Raw genomic sequence first — 17937 nt, forward strand, 5'->3', positions numbered from 1 at the left:
CTAGATCGCCCGTCGGGAGGGTTAAATGTGGAATAAAGGACACCTCCCACCACTGTCCATCAAACTTAACCTTTAGCCTATCATTAAACCACTTAACACTTGGATGCGCATCACCACCATGAGCGTGGTTAGGAACAATGTCAAGTATTATTTTTATACCTCTATTGTGTGCTTCTCTTATTAGGTCATCAAATGTTGCACCTGGAGATTCTAAATGTGGATCAATACTATCAAAATCATATCCCCAGTATCCATGATAACCAGCTGCGTCATAGGTTTGACCACTGTTGACATATCTTCCTGGTGGTTGCTTTACAACAGGAGTAATCCAAATAGCATTGAAGCCCATATTCTTTATGTAGTCAAGATTATTTATGAGACCTTTAAAATCACCACCGTTATAATACCTTAGGGCATCTGAGCTATCATTATTAGGTGCTCTATACTCATCACCATAAATATTGTTATTACCAGAAAATCCATCAACAAATCTATCAGTCATAACAAAATACACTCTCCAATCCCTAGGATCTTCATCGTCACCTGGAAAAGATATCGTACTACCTCCAGAACCTCCACCAGAACCTCCAGGAACTTGTTTAATTACTGATATGCTACTCTCAGCAAAATTACCAGCAAAATCAATAACTTTTACGTACACACTATTAGTGCCGTCAACAAGTGATATCAACTTACTCCACGATGTATATCCAATGGCTTCTTCATAATTACCATTATTGAGTCTGACCATAACTTGCTTAACACCTATGTTATCACCAGCAGTACCAGAAATAGTTATACTACTATTTGTTGTGATAAAGTCGTTAGCAGGAGTATTAATAGACAAAGTAGGTTTGGTATAATCGATTCCAAAAACTTTAATAACCTCAGAACTCTCTCTATTGTTACTATCCCTTACCTTAACTCTTAATACTATATTACTACTTTGCATGTTAATAGTCTTCTGAATAGTCCACTGCATAGGTGGATTTACCATCTCTTCCCAATATGAGTTATCTATGTTGAAAAACAGCTTTGTAATACTCATACCACTTGACGTGCTTACACTACCTTTGATAACTATATTAGATGTGTTAAAAAATACATAATCCGAAGGTTCAGTTATAAATACTACAGGAATATCTTGATCAACAATAACAGTAACTTCTCTTATCTCACTTAACTTACCAGAAGCATCTTTTACATAAACACTTACAGTGTTGGTAGAATTGTTAACAAAAACTAAGTTTGAATAGAATGTAAAGCTAGATGAAACTCTAGCATAATTACTCTTATTTACAGACACGAAAATACCATCAATTTCTGTATCATCACTTGCTAGAATCGACAACTCAAAATTCGTAGATACTATCTTTAGAGAAGTATTTTCAAAACCCACTATGCTCACAGTAGGATTGGAAACATCGACTATAACCCTAATCGAGTTCGTAAAACTATAGTTACCACTTGAATCCACAGCAAAAACTTTTATAATATTAGTACCCTTTGTTGACAGGGCAAAAAATCCACTTAATTGTGAATAAACAATTCCTTGAGGTGTTTTTACGATTTCAAGATCCTTTCCATCTATCTCTATCCTATCCGAAGGAGTTATAAAAACAACTCTGCTTATACCTTTATTGTCACTTACAAAAGCCAAATATGAAAACACCTGATTAACTACTGCAGTATCCTTAGGAGAAACAAAGTTAACAAATGGTTCTTGAGTATCTACGTCAGATGTAGTAGAACCTAAGTCAAGATTAGATATATTTTCAAGCGTTGGCATTTTCTGGCACCCAACTACTATTGACACCCCTATTAGAATAATTAGGAATATCCTAAAAATATTCATAATTTATCCTCCAATATTTACTAACGAAGGAAATTAATGTAAAGTGACAATTACTAAGAGATTAACTAAAAAGTGTTACTACCAACATCCGGAAGAGAAACAACAAACAACTTTCAAAATTTAAACTATATATCTGAGTTAATTATAATTTTTGTTATGGTTGTAAGGGATATACTAAAAGGATGGATAGCTGATATTGTTAAGGAACAATTTGGAATTAATTACACAGAAGATGAAATAGCCATTGAATATCCTGAAAACAAAAATTTCGGTGATTATTCAACAACGATACCATTTAAAATAGCAAAAGAATTAAAAGCAAAAGGCCAAACCATTGCATTGCCAAACATAGCAAATACTATAAAAGAAGGACTTGAAAGTAAAAATAACAATATCTTTGACAGTATAAAAGTAGCAAATGGCGGATTTATTAACTTATGTATATCTAATGATTCTTTAGAAAAACTAATCAAAGAAGTTGCTAACAACGAAAACTACGGTGAATCAGATTTTGGTAAAGGTAAGGGGAAAATTCTACTAGAATATGTAAGCGCAAATCCTACAGGACCTTTACATATAGGTCACGCAAGATGGGCAGCTATAGGAGATACTCTTTACAGATGTTTTAAAACTGCTGGATACGACATTGATACAGAGTTCTACATAAATGACGCCGGAAAACAAGTGGAACTTTTGATAGATTCAGTTGAAGCAGTTAGAAAAGGTGAAAAAATACCTGAAAACGGATATCACGGATATTACATAAATGAACTTGCAAGAATAAACAAATCTCCTATTGATATTATACTAGAGTGGCATAAAGAAGATCTTAAAGAGTTTAGAGTACACTTTGATAACTGGTTTTCCGAACTATCACTTCACAGAAATGGAGAAGTTGAAGAAACTTTAAAAATCTTGAGTGAAAAAGGACTCGTCTATGAAAAGGAAGGTGCACTGTGGTTTAAGAGTACTGACTTTGGAGATGACAAAGATAGAGTTGTAAAAAAATCAAACGGTGAATATACCTACTTTGGAGTAGATATAGCATACCATCTAAACAAAATAAAAAGAGGATATAGCAGGTTGATAAACATATGGGGTGCAGATCATCACGGATATGTGAAAAGACTTACTTCTGCTGTCACTTCAATCCACAAAGATGTCAAAATTGAAATAATATTAGGTCAACTAGTTTCACTCTTCAGAGGTGGAGATCCTGTCAGAATGTCAAAAAGAACTGGAGATATAATTACCTTGAGAGAAGTTATTGAAGAAGTAGGAACAGACGCTGTTAGATACTTCATGATTTCAAAAAAAGTTGATACACATATTAACTTTGATCTAGAAATAGCTAAAAAACAAAGTGACGAAAACCCTGTATACTATCTCCAATACGCTCATGCAAGAATTGCAGGAATAATACGAAATTCACAAGGTCTTGGAATAATTGAAACTCCAATAATAGATAATCAGATAGCAAGAGAAATAGCCGTAATGATTATAAGGTTTCCAGAAGAAATAATAGATATAACTTTATCATTAGATCCCCAAAGAATGACAAACTATCTTCATGAGCTAGCAACACTATTTCACAAATTCTACTCCGAATACAGAGTCATCGACAATAACAAAGTACTAACAGGTAGAAAAATACTTGTTAAGGCTATTAAAAATGTACTTAGGAAAGGATTATGGATCATAGGAGTTTCGGCACCTGAAAGTATGTAATTTCTAAAACCTAATCTCTCCACTTACATGAAGTGATATCTTCCTAGAATTTTCCGGAAATATTCTTAAAATATTAAGAAGTATTTGATCATCAAGGCAAAAGTTAACCTCAAACTCATTTAAGTTCGGTATTTTTATAAAGAAAGTAACTCCTGCACTCAAATGATATTGTGGTATAGACCTCGAGATTACTTCTATCTGTGTTTTAGAAAATCCTGCCATAATTCTATATCCTGATACATTATCGTAGTATACTAGGCCAATTTTAGGGAAAATGTAATCATGTATTTTATCTCTAAATAGAAATATCTCAGCACTACCTGACTTTGCAGAAACAAAGTTTAGAAACACTATCTCTAAGACACTAGATAGTATTATACCGTTATATATATGAAATGCTCCCCCTATCGACAGTATAGGTGGAAATGTTTGAGTTATCTCTCCGTAAAAAGTATTGTAATACGACGTTGAAAAAGGAGACTTTATGACAAAAGATATACTTAAACTTTCTTCAAACTTAAACTTAGCTCCACCAACTGCCATAAAAGAAAATACCGGAACTACATCATTTATACCCAAAACAGGGCCTACAGATATACCTACTAGGATAAATGGAGCTATTTTACCAGATACCCCGAAAAGTAAAGGTTTGTATATTGTTTCTGGACTATCAAAATCGTGTATGTAGGATGTATACAAAATAGAAAATCTTGTCAGATTATTAATTCTTAAACTTACTCCTATATTCGCAGGATCAAAAACAAATCTTTTACTATACAACTCCATTATATTCCCTACATTCACAGACGAACTAGCCTCGTAGTACAAAAGCATATAGCTATTCTCAAGCGATAAAGAAGAAGGATTTATAATCGTAGAAGTAGGATCCTTGAAAAGATTTGCACCACTCCTTCCAACCGCTATATTTTTTGCTCCTTGACTTAGGAACTCAAATTGCACAGGCCAAATATTAAAAGTAACACCGTAAAATAACAAAACCCCAAATAGCCTTACATACTTCATATACCTTGATGATAAACTTACTACAAGTCATCCTTGAAAAGCAAGTTATATAAACTAAGCTACTAGATAATTAAAAACAAACCAAATTTTCTCTTTAAAATTCTATACCCTAATACCCAATAGTTTTTCCAGATAAAGGGGAAAATTTGAGAGAAAATATTTAATTTACAAAATCCAGTTATTAGTTTGATTTTTTTTCGAAAGTTTGTATAAAATTTATGGTAAAAGGAGTTATTATGAAGGTCAAAGCTTCAGTAAAACCTATCTGCGAAAAGTGTAAAGTAATAAAGAGAAAAGGTAGAATCATGGTAATATGTGAAAACCCTAAACATAAACAAAGGCAAAAAGGAGGTAGAATTTCATGGCACGTATAGCAGGTGTTGAACTACCCAACAAAAGGCTTTTAGTAGCATTGAGATATATCTTCGGCATAGGTAAGTCTCTTGCTTATAGTATTCCAAAAAAGTTAGGGATAGATCCTAATAAGAAAGTTTCTGAACTATCTGAAGAAGAGTTTAACAAATTAAAAAACGAAATTGAAAAGAATTATAAACTTGAAGGAGATTTGAGAACTGAAATCAGGTTAAACATAAAGAGATTAATAGATATAGGATGTTATAGAGGACAAAGGCATAAAAAAGGTTTACCTGTAAGAGGACAAAGAACCAGAACAAATGCTAGAACTAGAAAAGGTCCCAGACCTCATAGACTAGGTAAGAAAACTAAGAAATAAAAGGAATTATAAAATGAGGGGAAAGGCTCTTTTAATACTCTCCCTCTCAGCTATCTTACTAGGGTTGGTTGTTTTTTTCTTAATAATCGACAGAGGAGAAGTCAAGGTAATAAAAAAAAGGGACTACCTTGTAGGGAAATTCTCTTCTGATGATATTTCATATCTAGGGATATATTTCAGAGATTACTACGACAGAACAAAAGAATATGAGTACTTTATTATCAAATCTAACAATCTTTGGTTTGTATCATATTCAAACATCATCGATAGAGTAGAATATAAACTTGCAAATTTCGTAGCAAACATAATAGGAGATATTGAAAATCTAGGAAGTATCTCATCAAACGAAGTTGAAGATATAATAAACAGTTTTGGATTTTCAAGACCAAATGCTAGAATAACTTTTGTGGCAAATAACATAACAAATGAAATACTTGTCGGAAATCTTGCACCAACAAAAGATTACTACTATGTCACCCTTAACGGAAATTACGAAACTATTTATCTTGTATATGCCTATAAAATCGATAACATACTTAAGTATCCAGAAGAAATAAGAGACAAAAACATATTCACCCATGAATGGACTAACATTACTGGTATTGAATATAAACCAATAAGTTTTCCAAAGATTATCTTTACTAACAAAAATAACAAGTGGTTCTCGGTAATACCTATTGAAAAAGAAGTTGACAGTATATTTATTGAAAATGAATTTCTAAAAAATCTAAGGAGCTTGGCAATAGAACACTTCATTGACCAAGACAACAAATTGTACAAAAATCTTATTTTAAAAACAAATACCCCAATCTCACAGATTAAGCTTTACAATGGTTATAATGAAATGACACTTATGGTTTTGGATAAGATAAAAACAAATTTTTACTGCTACGATACCATCAGAAAAGTTATATTTGCGATCGATTACGAAAGTAGCAAGAGTTTGTTTGACGCACAGTATGAGAGGTTTGTTAAAATTACAAACTAAGAGGTTCGATATATGCGGTGTGTTGTAATAATGGCAGGTGGCCGTGGAGAAAGGTTTTGGCCTAAAAGTAGGAGGAATTATCCGAAACAATTTCTTAACCTAATTGGCGATAAATCAATGCTCCAGTATGCATACGAAAGAGCTCTTGACATTGTTGACAAGAATAGGATATTTATAGTTACATCATCTGACCTAGTTAACCTTGTGGAAGAACAAATACCCAAAATACCCCAAAGTAACATAATAATTGAACCATTACCTAAAAACACTGCACCTGCTATAGGATTAGCAGCAACTTACATAAGAAAATACTTTGGTGACTACACAATGTTCGTCATGCCTTCAGATCACTATGTAGATGATCTGAACAAATTTTACGACGTTGTTGAAGCGGGATTTGAGGCAGCCGAAAAATACCTATCTCTAATCACATTAGGTATAAAACCTTCAAGACCTGACACCGGTTACGGATATATAGAGGTTGGGAATATAATAGATACCTTCTTCAGCAAGAATATATTTGAAGTCAAGAGATTTGTTGAGAAACCTAACCACGAAAAAGCTGTTGAATATCTAAGTAAGGGTAAATTCTTTTGGAATAGTGGAATGTTTATATGGAAGGTATCAACAATACTTGAAGAAATATCAAAGCACATGCCAAACCTATGGGAAGCTCTTACAATCATCGAAGATGCTATAGGTAAAGACTACGAAAGCGATGTTATAATTGAGGAGTTCGAAAAAATAGAGGGTATATCAATTGACTATGGAGTTATGGAAAAAAGTAAATCTGTTTTATGCGTTAAGAGTGACTTTATATGGGATGATATCGGATCTTGGTCAGCTGTTTATAGACTCAACGATAAAGATGATAACGGAAATGTAATCGAAGGCAACGTTATATCTCATAATGTCAAAAACTCCTTAATAATAGGAGAAAACGATGGGGTTATCGCAGTCAGTTCACTAGAAGATATGATAATAATCAAAGAAGGAGATAGTATATTAATAACCAAAAAATCTGAAGATCAAACTATAAGAGAACTTGTTAAAATGATGAAAAACCAAGATAAGTATTCAAAATATCTATGAAAGTCTTAGGAATAGATCCTGGATATTCAATCCTAGGATATGGCATTGTAGAAAACAAGGAAAACAAACTTAACCTTATAAAAGCAGGAGTTCTAGATACATCTGATAATAAAGATTTCAATGAAAAACTGTTGGAAATCCATAACTTTATCAACTCTTTAATAAAAAATTACCATCCAGATATCGTATTCATAGAAGAGGTATTTTTTGGCAAGAATGTAAAAACTGCCACAAAAGTAGCTCAAGCTGTAGGGGTTGTAAAAATAGAAGTCTTAAAGTCAGGCATAGAGATTCTAAGTATCACACCACTTGAGGTAAAAAAATGCATAACAGGTAGCAAGGGATTCCATCCAAAAACTCAGATACAAAACATAGTAAAATTACTACTAAACTTAGACGAAATACCAAAACCAGATGATTGCGCAGACGCAATAGCAATAGCCCTATGCGGATTATTTAGAACAATCAAATCTTTTTATCTCTAACAACATAATACAAATAAAAAGACAAACATGAAACTTCAAAAAATCACCAGCAACTAGCAAATACTTAAACATTTCATAATTATTTGTTGTATAAATTTCAAAAAAGATTAAGTATCTCCATCAAAACATATAATGTCACAAAACTAGCTATTGTTGAAAAAAACACAGAAATTCCTACTGTTCTAGGAATTAACCTAAAAAAAGTGGCTAAAATACTACAGTATAGCGCAGAAGGCATAGCATATTGCATAACCACAACTTTTAGTTCAGTACCATTTATTCCTAACAAAATTCCTATTCCCAAGGCAATCAATGGAGATATTATAAGTTTCATAATCGTAACAGCAACAACAAATTTTACAGGTATAAGCTTTATTTTTATCTCACCCAAAACTATCCCTAATTGAATAAGTCCCAAAATAAGCGCAGAAACACCAAGTCCATATACAGGTTCTCTTATAAATTGTGGTAATTTTATATTAAACATGGATAAGACTATAGATACAAAAACTACATATACAAGAGGAAGTTTAAGTATATCAGCAATTGATTTTTTTAGGTTTCTAATAGGGCTTTCAGAGCTATTAACACCTCTTGAAACTAAGTAAATTCCATAAGTTTGCGTTGCTATTGACGTCAATACTAGTATAAGAGCAGCATAACTACTAGCACTAGCTCCAAGATACAGTTCAATTACAGGAATACCTATATTACCTGTATTAGGTAAAAATGAAAGTAAAATAAAAGCATATCTTGATCTAACTGATAACTTAATAAAAGATGCCACATACCTTGAGATTAAATACATAACCACAGATTGAATAATAAGATGCAATAGTGTTATTAAAAAGTTTTGTAGCAAAACTGATCCATTTATATCAAATGACCTAAGTATTAATCCAGGCGTAAGGATATATATAGCCAAGACTGTTAGATTGTAAGGATCTATTTTCCTAAACTTCGAAAGCATAAAAGAAATGACAATTATTATAATCACAGGAAAAAGAACATTAAGAAACATATTCTAGTAATAATAAATGTCTTATTAACTTCTCTACTAGTTGAAAAATTTTTAATTCATCATAAAACATTAAATACTTTGGAGGATAAGAAATGAAATGGAACAAATACCAAGGTATCAAAATAACAAAAGAATATCAAACAATATACGATAAAGAAGAGTATTATAGGGAGATATTCCCGTACACCGAGCCCCCCATAATAGAATTCGATAATCTAATACCTCCACAAAACATACCAGACGAAATATGGATAACGGATACCACATTCAGAGATGGACAACAAGGAAGAGATCCATACACTATAAATCAGATATATGATCTATACAAAATGCTGGTTGAGCTAGACAACAACAGTGGAATAATTAAAGAAACTGAGTTTTTTGTTTACACACATAAAGACAGAGAAGCAGTTCAAAAGTGTATGGAGCTAGGAGCAAAATATCCTAGAATCACAGGTTGGGTTAGAGCAACAGAAAAAGATATAACAATTCCTATAAACTTAGGTATAAGAAAAACAGGAATTTTAACTTCAGTATCAGACTACCACATATACAAAAAGCTAAACTTAGATAGAAAAAGAGTTGAAGAAATGTATCTATCGGTTGCTAGAAAGGCAGCGGAGTTAGGTTACTCAGAGATAAGATGTCATTTTGAGGATATAACAAGAGCAGATATTTTCGGTTTTGTGATACCTTTCGCACAGAAACTCATGAAGATATCTCAAGAAAGCGGAATGAAGATAACAATAAGGTTGTGCGATACAATGGGGTATGGTGTACCTTATCCATCAGCAGCTTTACCAAGAGGAGTACCTAAACTAGTTTACTATCTAAGAGAAGAAGCAGGAGTTCCTTCGGAATTACTTGAAATGCATATGCACAACGATTTTGGAGTAGTCATTGCAAACTCTGTAGCCGGATGGTTGTATGGGGCATCTTCAATAAACGCGTCTCTACTCGGAACAGGCGAAAGAACAGGCAATGCACCATTAGAACAAATTATATTCTGGTATTATGGAATAAAAGGTAATATTGGCAATATGAATCTAAAAGTCATTACAAAAATCAAGGAATATTTCGAAAAAGAAATAGGAGACAAAATTGATCCCCAAAAACCTTTCGTAGGTGATACTTTCAACGTAACAAGAGCAGGAATACACGCAGATGGACTCATGAAAGATCCAGAAATATACAATATATTCGATACTGAAAAAATACTAGGTAGGAAACCTCTCGTTATAATAACAGACAAGTCAGGCAGTGCAGGAATCGCATATTGGATCAATACTTACTTTAACCTAGAAGGTGAAAAAAGATTATCAAAGGATCATAAAGGTATCAAAGCAATATACGAAGATGTACTTGAAATGTACGAAAAAGGTAAAGTAGGTTCTCTATCTCAAGAAGAAATGATAAGTTTGGTAAAAAAGCACATACCAGAACTCATAAAATAATGGTAATATTAGGAGTTAACGACATATCCATAAGTATCTCAGAAAATTTTAACGCAGAGTTATTATTAGGTCCATACCCTAATAAAGTAGGTCCAAAGCACAAAAATATCTCAATAAACCATATTTCCTTAAAAAATTCTATACCCAGAAAAAAAACTCATGTCATAGACCTAACATTCAACTCAATATCATCTCTCATGATAAACGACATATGCCTAAAATTAAGTAATAACCTTATATCACTAGTAGTATACAACTCAAAAATTGTAGTTAAGAGAGTCAGTAAAGGAAGCTGCGTAAGATGCCTTATAGAAAATAACAGGACGTTTTCAAACTATTTTGTAGTCAAGGAAATGATACCAAACTTGAATATTTTATCCGAAGCAATATCTACGGCTATCAGTAGCAACAAAAGTTACATCATATCAGAAAACGATATAAAAGAATTTGACTTCAGCAAAGGATGTAGTTCATGCATAGATGGAAATTACAATTTCATATCCGGAGAATATGGAGAGATAATAAATGAAAACTGTAACGATAACTCTTCTATGGTATTTCCAATAGACGACAGGCAAGTTGATATCATGTTACTTCACAATATTTTTGTAAGAAATGGTATAAAAATACTTGATTCTACTTCAGACTATATTAACTTTGTTGCAGAAAACAAAACTATGTTTGTATTCAGAAATGGTAGATTGATAATCTCAAGCTCAAATTCAAAAGAAGAATCTGAATACCTCTACAGAAAATACATAGGTAGCTAAACTATAAAAGGTATATATTGAGATTTTTCTCTACTTATGAACACACCAGCCGTCCTTCCACTATCTTTGATAGAGAAAATATCAGATAGTGTTTTTATCATCATTATACCTCTTCCTGTCGTTTTATTATGGTTAAAAGTCAAATCTACCTTCGAAATGTTAAAACCCTCCCCTTGATCCGAAACTATAACATGAAGTCCATTATTACTTATAAGAGTTTCAACTTTTATAATCTTGTTTTTATCAAATTTACTCCCATGCTCAAGTGAGTTATCAAACAATTCATACAAAACTGTTTTAGCTTTCCAGATATCTTCATCAGAGAAGTCTACCATATTACAGAATATCCTAGACAGATATAGCTCTATATTCCTAATATCTGATCTAAGATATCCCAGTTCTCTAAAGTAATAAAAATTCCTTTTAGATATAACAGTTACCTTTTCAGCTCTAAACATTTCCGAGATTTTCGAAATTAAATCTTGAGGTTTTATATTCTCCTTCAAAATTGAGAGTTTTTTTATTACTTTTTCCGATAGCTTTAAGTTCTCGATAAGCACCAACTTCTCAAAATTAGGAATTAAAATAATTCTACTGTCGCTATTACCTACAAATATTTTTTCTTTTGAAACTAAAGCAAATGAGAACTGCTTTGATTTCACTAAATCCATATCTATAGAAGAATCAGTCATACTTACTTCAAAAATTACACTTCCTGAAAATACAAGTCTGTTTCTGGTATTACAAAAAGTAGTCATAAAACGAGAACTAGTAGTTATCCAATAACCCATATTCTGAAGCACTCTAGACAAAGGTATTGAAAAAATATCATGCCTAAGCATTTTTATTCTTCCTTACAACCAAAGTATAAGAAAACAAATAATAAACTCCTGAAACAATAACTAAAAACGTTGCTACAACTTGAAGCTTTTTTACAACGATATGAGATACTAATCCGATCATTGCCATCATAGCAATAGTGTAAACAACAAACAGCACAAAAGTTGTCACTTTACCTAGTATTGAAGCTTGTCTAACTGAATTTGTCTCTTTGATAACTTTAGTTGAAATTAACGATATAACAAAATCTCTCAAAATAACTATAAAAGCAAATATTACTGACAGAAAACCCAGTTGAGAAAAAGTAATTACAAGTCCCGTTGAAAGTATCTTATCACCTAATGGATCTAAAACTTTACCCCACTCGGATACCTGATTAAAGTTTCTTGCAATGATTCCATCAACTGCATCTGACAAATAAGCAACTATTATCAATATTAAACAAACTATATAATATTCACTACCCTTCCACATCAGATAAACTATAGGTACAGTCAAATATATTCTAACAAGAGATATTATATTTGGAATTGTTATAAACCTATCCATAAATTACTTCTTGTGAGGAATTATCAAAAATAATGTTTTTACCACATATGTAACAATGTGCTTCATAGGCAAGACAACACACTAATTTACCGCAGGGTCCTATAGTCTTGGCATTACTTTCCGTTAATCCTTGTTCCCTAACCATACTGGCGGTTATATGTTGCTTTAGATGATTAAATCTAGAACAACAAGTTTCCATACCACATATTCCTATTCCACCTTTTAGTTTGAAAGCTTCTCTATTTGATATTTGTCTCATCTCGATTCTTGTTTTGTAAACACTTGCTAGATCTTTAACTGCCTCTCTAAAATCAATTCTTTTATCACTGAAAAAATTTACGATTAACCTAGCATTGTTAAGCAAAAAGTAACAACTTACAAAGTGTGCTTCAGGATTATGCTTTGATAGTATAGATTTTATATTATTCTCTTCCTTTAAATCCTTGATACGATTCTTTTTGAAATTATTTATCTCCTCTTCAGTTGCTTTTGAAATTATACTATTTTCTACATTCATTACATCAGAAGGTTTAGACATAACTTTACCCAAATCTTTGCCATACTTTGTTTGGATAACAACATAATCTCCAAAATCAAGGCTTTCATCACCATTTACTATAAATGGTACAACATTATTATCAAGGAAAACCTTAACGAAAACAGATTTCATAAATCTGATATAAAGTATTACAAATTATCCTTAATCATTTCAAACTAAATCCCAAACAACTAACATATTTTCATACAATTACAATCTTTACAACTTTTTCTAAACTTCAGAAATCTATAATTTACCCAAAACTCATCTGTAATATTCCAAAAAGGCAAAGGGTCAAACAAACTAAATCAAATCTAATTACTACTAAAAATTACATTTCTGAATCTGCTAGTTAGAAAGCGATGAATAGCTAGACAAGAGTTTGAAATATTCTCCTTTATTTTCAACAAGTTCTTTGTGAGTACCAATTTCAACTATTCTTCCTTCCTTCATAACAACTATTTTATCAGCTATAAACACTGTTGAAAGTTTATGTGCTATAACTATTATTGTATGCCTACCTTTTATTTTGTTTAGAGAATCATTTATATAAGTCTCAGAAACAGGATCAAGAGAAGACGTAGGTTCATCCAGTATTAGAATTTTAGGTTTTCTAACCAATGCTCTTGCTAATGCTATTCTTTGTCGTTCACCACCAGACAATTTAACACCACCTTCGCCTAAAATTGTATCATACTTTTTTGGTAGTCTCTGAATAAACTCATGAGCATTTGCAAGTACACTAGCCTCCATAATTTCATCATCACTAAATCCACCACCAAAGTCAATATTTTCTTTTATAGTTGTTGAAAAAAGTACAATATCCTGTGGTACAATTGAAAGATACTTTCTATACTCTTTCAGATCATATTCTTTAATATCCACATCTCCTACAAGTAACTTACCCTTGGTAGGTATTACAAATCCCATAATTGCCGATACCATAGTAGATTTTCCACTACCCGAAGGACCTATAAGAGCTACCATCTCTCCATCTTCTATTTTAAGGCTTATATCATTTAATACAAACCTTTCTCCTTCATAAGCAAAAAACACTCTCTTAAACTCAACCTTACCATTCTTAACGCTTTTTATTCCATCAATGTTTTTCTCATCATCTAATGAGAAAAGTTTTTGAATTCTTTCCAATGCTGTAAGCGCTCTTTGCAGTAACACAAACTGACTACCCATTATAGCTAGAGGCTGAGAAATAAAAAATATAGTAGTTATAAATGTTGCAAAATTCTCATAAGATAAATTACCACTTTTTATTTCAAGAGCCCCTACAACAACTACAATTACAACCGCTAAAGCTCCGAAGAAATCTGATACCGGAACTGGTAATACTCCAAATCTACTAAACTTTATCTGTGAAGAAGTATATTCAGAACTATAACTAAAAAATTTATCTCTAAACTTACCTTCAACACCAAAACTTTTTATCGTTTCTATACCGTATATTGATTCACTCATCAATGACGTAGTATCCGATATTCTGCTCTGTATGTCTTCAGAAACCTTCTTAGCTAAATTACCAATTAGCAAAACAATACCAAATATAGGACTTATAAGTAGTATAACAAGAGTTAACTTCCAACTAGTATAGACTAGTAGTATTATGCAACCAACTATTATCAACGGATTTTTAACAAGCTCAAGAAATCCTGTTGTTATAAAATTCTCTAAGACTTGAACATCGTTAAGGATATTAGATATAAACTCACCACCACTTTTCTGTTTGAAAACCAAAGGTTTAATATCAGTTAACTTTCTATACATTTCATTCCTTATGTCAAAAACAACTTTTTGTGCTAACACAACTATAGACAGAGATGAAAAGTACTTTGACAATGACCAAACAGCTATTACAGGAAGACCAACAATTACTACTCTTATTGTATTCTCTATAAGAACTTGCGGATTGAATATACCACCTAGCATTCTACCAGCTAGTACAGGTAAAACTACAGTTGTCAAAGTAGTTATGATAGTTAGCAACACACTTACTGAAAGTAGTATCTTATGTTTTTTTATATAGCTTAAGAATAACCTCATTAAATCATTACTTATTTACGGGATTTACTTTTGACGCAATCCATAACACTATAGACGCTCCCAAAAGAACAGCTATGAAATTTATATTAGTACCCATCACCAAAAAGTTAACTATAAATCCCAAATAATAAAACCCTATAACCCCTCCAAGTATTGATAATCCAGCCGCACCTAAATACCCCAAAAGAACACTTCTATAGTAGAACTTCTCGCTTATAAAGTTCCATAAAACACCAAAAATACCACTTATCAATATAACAACAACAAGACTCAGGAGGAAATCCATAACTTTTACCTCTTTTTAAGAATTTTAAATGATTACAAAGATAATTTATAAAGTTAGATAAATGAAAAACATAAAACTCCTTATGTAAGTATCAAAGCGAGAATAGGTGTTTTTAAATTACTTTCATGTACATCGAAAAGTGTGATTTAAATCTTACACATAATCTTTTAACATTTATTTTAATTTCATTGAACATTTTCATTAAAGTAAGTCTAATAAGTCATAGATAATTATCCTATGGATCCCAAAATAGTACTGGAATTTGTCTCATCAAGCATAAAGGTAGTTAAAGACTTAAGTGGACTTGAGCTCTACAGAAATAAAACATCAATAAAAAAGCAAAAAAAGATAAGCAAATCTGTTGCCGTTTTAATAGAATTCAAAGAAGATATAAAGGGGTATATAATATTTGAATTCGATAGAGGCTTATCAGTAAAAATGGTTGATAACATGGTTAAAGAAGTCTATGGAAAATCAATTGAGAACATGTCAAATGAAGAATTTAAGGAATTATTTAGAGATGTTATAGGAGAAATAGCAAACCAAATAAGCGGGAATGCAATTTCTTCTTTATATAATTCTGGTGTAAAAATTCAAATTTCACCACCTCTCGTCCTGATAAACAAAGATGGTACATTACTCTCTCACAAACAGTATGTAGAAGCTATACTTGATACAATATATGGAAGTATGGCAATATCAATATTATTTGATGAATTCCTAGATATCAATTCAATAAAGTAAAATTTAAAAAATAATCTACTACCATCTAAACCTTCTAACCTAGAATTAAAAGGTACACAGCTTTAGTTGAGTTTAAAAATCTTAATTTATCATTGTAAGCATCAAATAATTCATAATAATTAGCGATATGAACTTAACCATAGGAATACTAGGTGGTGGACAATTAGCTAAGATGACTTCCCAAGAAGCTAGAAAGATGGGGTTTAATGTTGTAGTATTGGATCCAAAACCAGACGCGCCGGCAGGTATGGTAGCAAAACATATACTAGGAGACTACAAAAATCCAAAAGACATCGAAAAAATAATAGAAGTCTCAGATGTTATAACATACGATCTTGAAAACGTTGATACATCTATACTACATTCCTTTTCAGAAAAAGTATTTCCATCACCAAAGGTTTTAGAAACAATTCAAGACAAACTAATACAAAAGGAGTTTTTAAAAAGCAACAATATACCTACACCACAATTTAAGGTAATAAACAGTGTAGAAGAAATAGAGATATTTCCATGCGTACAGAAGGCAAGAAGAGGAGGATATGACGGAAGAGGCACATTTGTAATAAAAAGTAAGGATGATTTGAAAAATGCTATAAAGTCTCCTTCCTACGTTGAAGAGTTTGTCGAGATAGATAAAGAATTAGCAACGATTGTTGCTAGAAATACGAAAGGGCAGGTTCAAGTTTTTCCTGTTGTTGAAATGGTATTCAATCCCAAAGGCAACATACTTGATTTTCTTCTAGCACCTGCTAGAATAGAAGAATCGGTTGAGAATGAGGTTAAAGAATTAGCAATACGGACTATTGAAGCACTTGATGGTGTTGGAGTTTTTGGAATTGAATTTTTCTTGACAAAAGATGGAAAAGTTTTGGTAAACGAAATAGCACCTAGACCACACAATTCAGGACATTATACTATAGAAGCATGTGCTACAAGTCAGTTTGAGCAACATGTAAGAGCAATATTAGGATTACCACTTGGTAGCACAGAACTACTCATACCTGCAGTTACAATAAATATTCTTGGGGAGGAAGGATACTACGGAGATGTTGTATATGAAGGTGTAGAGGAAGTATTGTCAATACCTGGAACATACTTACATATCTATGGAAAACAAGAAACTTTTCCTTTAAGAAAATTAGGACACATTACAATAATTGACAGAGATATAGACAATCTTATACAAAAAGCAAATCTTGTAAAGAGCAAAATAAAGGCAAAAGGAGATAGATATGAAGGTAGGAATAATAATGGGTAGCGATTCAGACTTACCTATTATGAAAGAAGCAGCTAAAGTACTTGAAGAGTTTGGAATAGACTACGAGATTAGGATTGTATCTGCGCATAGAACACCTCAGAAAATGTTTGAGTATGCTAAAACAGCTGAAGAAAGAGGTATAGAAGTTATAATAGCAGGAGCAGGTGGAGCAGCTCATTTACCAGGAATGACAGCATCAATCACAACACTACCCGTAATAGGAGTACCTGTAAAAACAACTAATCTAAATGGATTAGATTCATTGCTCTCAATAGTTCAAATGCCGGCAGGTGTACCTGTAGCAACTGTCGCTATAAACAACGCAAAAAATGCAGGTATATTAGCAGTAAAAATATTATCTATAAAATACCCAGATCTAAGAAAAAAACTAAAAGAATTTCAAAAGAAAATGGAAATAGAAGTAAACAATAAAGATAGTGAACTCATATCTCTAGGCCCAGATGATTATACAACTAAACACAAACTAATAGGAAATCAGTAAGACTATTCATTTAATA

General features: G+C 32.0%; 19 protein-coding genes. 11 read left to right on the forward strand and 8 right to left on the reverse strand.

Features of this window, described 5'->3' with window-relative positions; translation table 11 throughout:
• The coding region (locus tag N2712_03135) for an alpha-amylase family glycosyl hydrolase (GenBank protein MCX8028970.1) at positions 1-1855 on the reverse strand (1855 nt) is incomplete at its 3' end.
• A 156-nt stretch (positions 1856-2011) separates the two neighbouring features.
• Between N2712_03135 and N2712_03140 the strand changes: the two genes are divergently transcribed.
• The gene (locus N2712_03140; GenBank protein ID MCX8028971.1) at positions 2012-3583 is read left to right on the forward strand and encodes an arginine--tRNA ligase; all 1572 of its coding nucleotides are present in this window, start codon (positions 2012-2014) and stop codon (positions 3581-3583) included.
• 3 nt (positions 3584-3586) lie between these two features.
• Here N2712_03140 and N2712_03145 read toward each other — a convergent pair whose 3' ends face one another.
• Positions 3587-4606 carry a hypothetical protein gene (locus N2712_03145; GenBank protein ID MCX8028972.1) on the reverse strand — a complete coding sequence of 340 codons (1020 nt, stop codon included), beginning with the start codon at positions 4604-4606 and terminating at the stop codon, positions 3587-3589.
• 236 nt (positions 4607-4842) lie between these two features.
• Between N2712_03145 and rpmJ the strand changes: the two genes are divergently transcribed.
• Genes rpmJ through ruvC form a run of 5 tightly spaced genes read left to right on the forward strand, consistent with a single transcriptional unit; the run spans position 4843 to position 7904 of the window.
• Positions 4843-4980, forward strand: a complete 138-nt coding sequence (gene rpmJ / locus N2712_03150; protein MCX8028973.1) for a 50S ribosomal protein L36 — start codon at positions 4843-4845, stop codon at positions 4978-4980.
• Complete coding sequence (rpsM, locus tag N2712_03155) at positions 4968-5339, forward strand: 30S ribosomal protein S13 (GenBank protein MCX8028974.1); 372 nt, start codon at positions 4968-4970, stop codon at positions 5337-5339. Before rpmJ ends, rpsM begins: the two co-directional genes overlap by 13 nt.
• A gap of 13 nt (positions 5340-5352) precedes the next feature.
• Positions 5353-6327: a DUF4340 domain-containing protein gene (locus tag N2712_03160; protein ID MCX8028975.1), complete on the forward strand. Its 975-nt coding sequence runs from the start codon at positions 5353-5355 to the stop codon at positions 6325-6327.
• 12 nt (positions 6328-6339) lie between these two features.
• On the forward strand, positions 6340-7419 hold the full coding sequence (locus N2712_03165; protein MCX8028976.1) for a mannose-1-phosphate guanylyltransferase: 1080 nt from the start codon (positions 6340-6342) through the stop codon (positions 7417-7419).
• Positions 7416-7904 (forward strand): crossover junction endodeoxyribonuclease RuvC, encoded by a 489-nt coding sequence (gene ruvC / locus N2712_03170; GenBank protein MCX8028977.1) that lies wholly within the window; start codon positions 7416-7418, stop codon positions 7902-7904. The genes N2712_03165 and ruvC overlap by 4 nt, the downstream gene beginning before the upstream one ends.
• Before the next feature lie 97 nt (positions 7905-8001).
• Here ruvC and N2712_03175 read toward each other — a convergent pair whose 3' ends face one another.
• The gene (locus tag N2712_03175) at positions 8002-8925 is read right to left on the reverse strand and encodes an AEC family transporter (GenBank protein MCX8028978.1); all 924 of its coding nucleotides are present in this window, start codon (positions 8923-8925) and stop codon (positions 8002-8004) included.
• 92 nt (positions 8926-9017) lie between these two features.
• Here N2712_03175 and N2712_03180 point away from each other — a divergent pair, with 92 nt between their 5' ends.
• Together N2712_03180 and N2712_03185 are read left to right on the forward strand one after the other, a co-directional pair.
• Positions 9018-10379, forward strand: coding sequence for a hypothetical protein (locus tag N2712_03180; GenBank protein MCX8028979.1), 1362 nt, complete (start codon positions 9018-9020; stop codon positions 10377-10379).
• Positions 10379-11149 (forward strand): hypothetical protein, encoded by a 771-nt coding sequence (locus N2712_03185; protein MCX8028980.1) that lies wholly within the window; start codon positions 10379-10381, stop codon positions 11147-11149. Before N2712_03180 ends, N2712_03185 begins: the two co-directional genes overlap by 1 nt.
• On the opposite strand, the gene N2712_03190 is transcribed toward N2712_03185, so the two are convergent.
• From N2712_03190 to N2712_03210, 5 genes are all read right to left on the reverse strand, one after another.
• A complete protein-coding gene (locus N2712_03190; protein ID MCX8028981.1) occupies positions 11146-11991 on the reverse strand; it encodes an ATP-binding protein in 846 nt (281 codons plus the stop codon). The two genes, N2712_03185 and N2712_03190, sit on opposite strands and share 4 nt — an antisense overlap.
• The gene (locus N2712_03195; GenBank protein MCX8028982.1) at positions 11984-12538 is read right to left on the reverse strand and encodes a CDP-alcohol phosphatidyltransferase family protein; all 555 of its coding nucleotides are present in this window, start codon (positions 12536-12538) and stop codon (positions 11984-11986) included. The genes N2712_03190 and N2712_03195 overlap by 8 nt, the downstream gene beginning before the upstream one ends.
• On the reverse strand, positions 12531-13208 hold the full coding sequence (locus N2712_03200; GenBank protein ID MCX8028983.1) for a hypothetical protein: 678 nt from the start codon (positions 13206-13208) through the stop codon (positions 12531-12533). Before N2712_03200 ends, N2712_03195 begins: the two co-directional genes overlap by 8 nt.
• Positions 13209-13424: 216 nt before the next feature.
• On the reverse strand, positions 13425-15131 hold the full coding sequence (locus N2712_03205; GenBank protein MCX8028984.1) for an ABC transporter ATP-binding protein/permease: 1707 nt from the start codon (positions 15129-15131) through the stop codon (positions 13425-13427).
• A 7-nt stretch (positions 15132-15138) separates the two neighbouring features.
• Positions 15139-15417, reverse strand: coding sequence for a hypothetical protein (locus tag N2712_03210; GenBank protein ID MCX8028985.1), 279 nt, complete (start codon positions 15415-15417; stop codon positions 15139-15141).
• A 237-nt stretch (positions 15418-15654) separates the two neighbouring features.
• Here N2712_03210 and N2712_03215 point away from each other — a divergent pair, with 237 nt between their 5' ends.
• The 3 genes from N2712_03215 (at position 15655) to purE (ending at position 17921) form a co-directional block, all read left to right on the forward strand.
• Positions 15655-16161 carry a chemotaxis protein CheX gene (locus N2712_03215; GenBank protein ID MCX8028986.1) on the forward strand — a complete coding sequence of 169 codons (507 nt, stop codon included), beginning with the start codon at positions 15655-15657 and terminating at the stop codon, positions 16159-16161.
• A gap of 127 nt (positions 16162-16288) precedes the next feature.
• Positions 16289-17419, forward strand: a complete 1131-nt coding sequence (locus N2712_03220) for a 5-(carboxyamino)imidazole ribonucleotide synthase (GenBank protein MCX8028987.1) — start codon at positions 16289-16291, stop codon at positions 17417-17419.
• Entirely contained in the window at positions 17394-17921 is a 528-nt protein-coding gene (gene purE, locus N2712_03225; protein ID MCX8028988.1) for a 5-(carboxyamino)imidazole ribonucleotide mutase, read from the forward strand. The genes N2712_03220 and purE overlap by 26 nt, the downstream gene beginning before the upstream one ends.
• Positions 17922-17937: the final 16 nt, after the last annotated feature.

The organism is Brevinematales bacterium (assembly GCA_026415355.1).
Lineage (GTDB): Bacteria > Spirochaetota > Brevinematia > DTOW01 > DTOW01 > SKYB106.

Bases quoted from the DNA above. Each gene is read 5' to 3' on its own strand.
- N2712_03145 (MCX8028972.1), bottom strand. From the start codon at position 4,606: ATGAAGTATGTAAGGCTATTTGGGGTTTTGTTATTTTACGGTGTTACT.
- N2712_03165 (MCX8028976.1), top strand. From the start codon at position 6,340: ATGCGGTGTGTTGTAATAATGGCAGGTGGCCGTGGAGAAAGGTTTTGG.
- ruvC (MCX8028977.1), top strand. From the start codon at position 7,416: ATGAAAGTCTTAGGAATAGATCCTGGATATTCAATCCTAGGATATGGC.
- N2712_03140 (MCX8028971.1), top strand. From the start codon at position 2,012: ATGGTTGTAAGGGATATACTAAAAGGATGGATAGCTGATATTGTTAAG.
- N2712_03200 (MCX8028983.1), bottom strand. From the start codon at position 13,208: ATGAAATCTGTTTTCGTTAAGGTTTTCCTTGATAATAATGTTGTACCA.
- N2712_03160 (MCX8028975.1), top strand. From the start codon at position 5,353: ATGAGGGGAAAGGCTCTTTTAATACTCTCCCTCTCAGCTATCTTACTA.
- N2712_03195 (MCX8028982.1), bottom strand. From the start codon at position 12,538: ATGGATAGGTTTATAACAATTCCAAATATAATATCTCTTGTTAGAATA.
- N2712_03180 (MCX8028979.1), top strand. From the start codon at position 9,018: ATGAAATGGAACAAATACCAAGGTATCAAAATAACAAAAGAATATCAA.
- rpsM (MCX8028974.1), top strand. From the start codon at position 4,968: ATGGCACGTATAGCAGGTGTTGAACTACCCAACAAAAGGCTTTTAGTA.
- N2712_03175 (MCX8028978.1), bottom strand. From the start codon at position 8,925: ATGTTTCTTAATGTTCTTTTTCCTGTGATTATAATAATTGTCATTTCT.
- N2712_03215 (MCX8028986.1), top strand. From the start codon at position 15,655: ATGGATCCCAAAATAGTACTGGAATTTGTCTCATCAAGCATAAAGGTA.
- N2712_03185 (MCX8028980.1), top strand. From the start codon at position 10,379: ATGGTAATATTAGGAGTTAACGACATATCCATAAGTATCTCAGAAAAT.
- rpmJ (MCX8028973.1), top strand. From the start codon at position 4,843: ATGAAGGTCAAAGCTTCAGTAAAACCTATCTGCGAAAAGTGTAAAGTA.
- N2712_03210 (MCX8028985.1), bottom strand. From the start codon at position 15,417: ATGGATTTCCTCCTGAGTCTTGTTGTTGTTATATTGATAAGTGGTATT.
- N2712_03220 (MCX8028987.1), top strand. From the start codon at position 16,289: ATGAACTTAACCATAGGAATACTAGGTGGTGGACAATTAGCTAAGATG.
- N2712_03205 (MCX8028984.1), bottom strand. From the start codon at position 15,131: ATGAGGTTATTCTTAAGCTATATAAAAAAACATAAGATACTACTTTCA.
- purE (MCX8028988.1), top strand. From the start codon at position 17,394: ATGAAGGTAGGAATAATAATGGGTAGCGATTCAGACTTACCTATTATG.
- N2712_03190 (MCX8028981.1), bottom strand. From the start codon at position 11,991: ATGCTTAGGCATGATATTTTTTCAATACCTTTGTCTAGAGTGCTTCAG.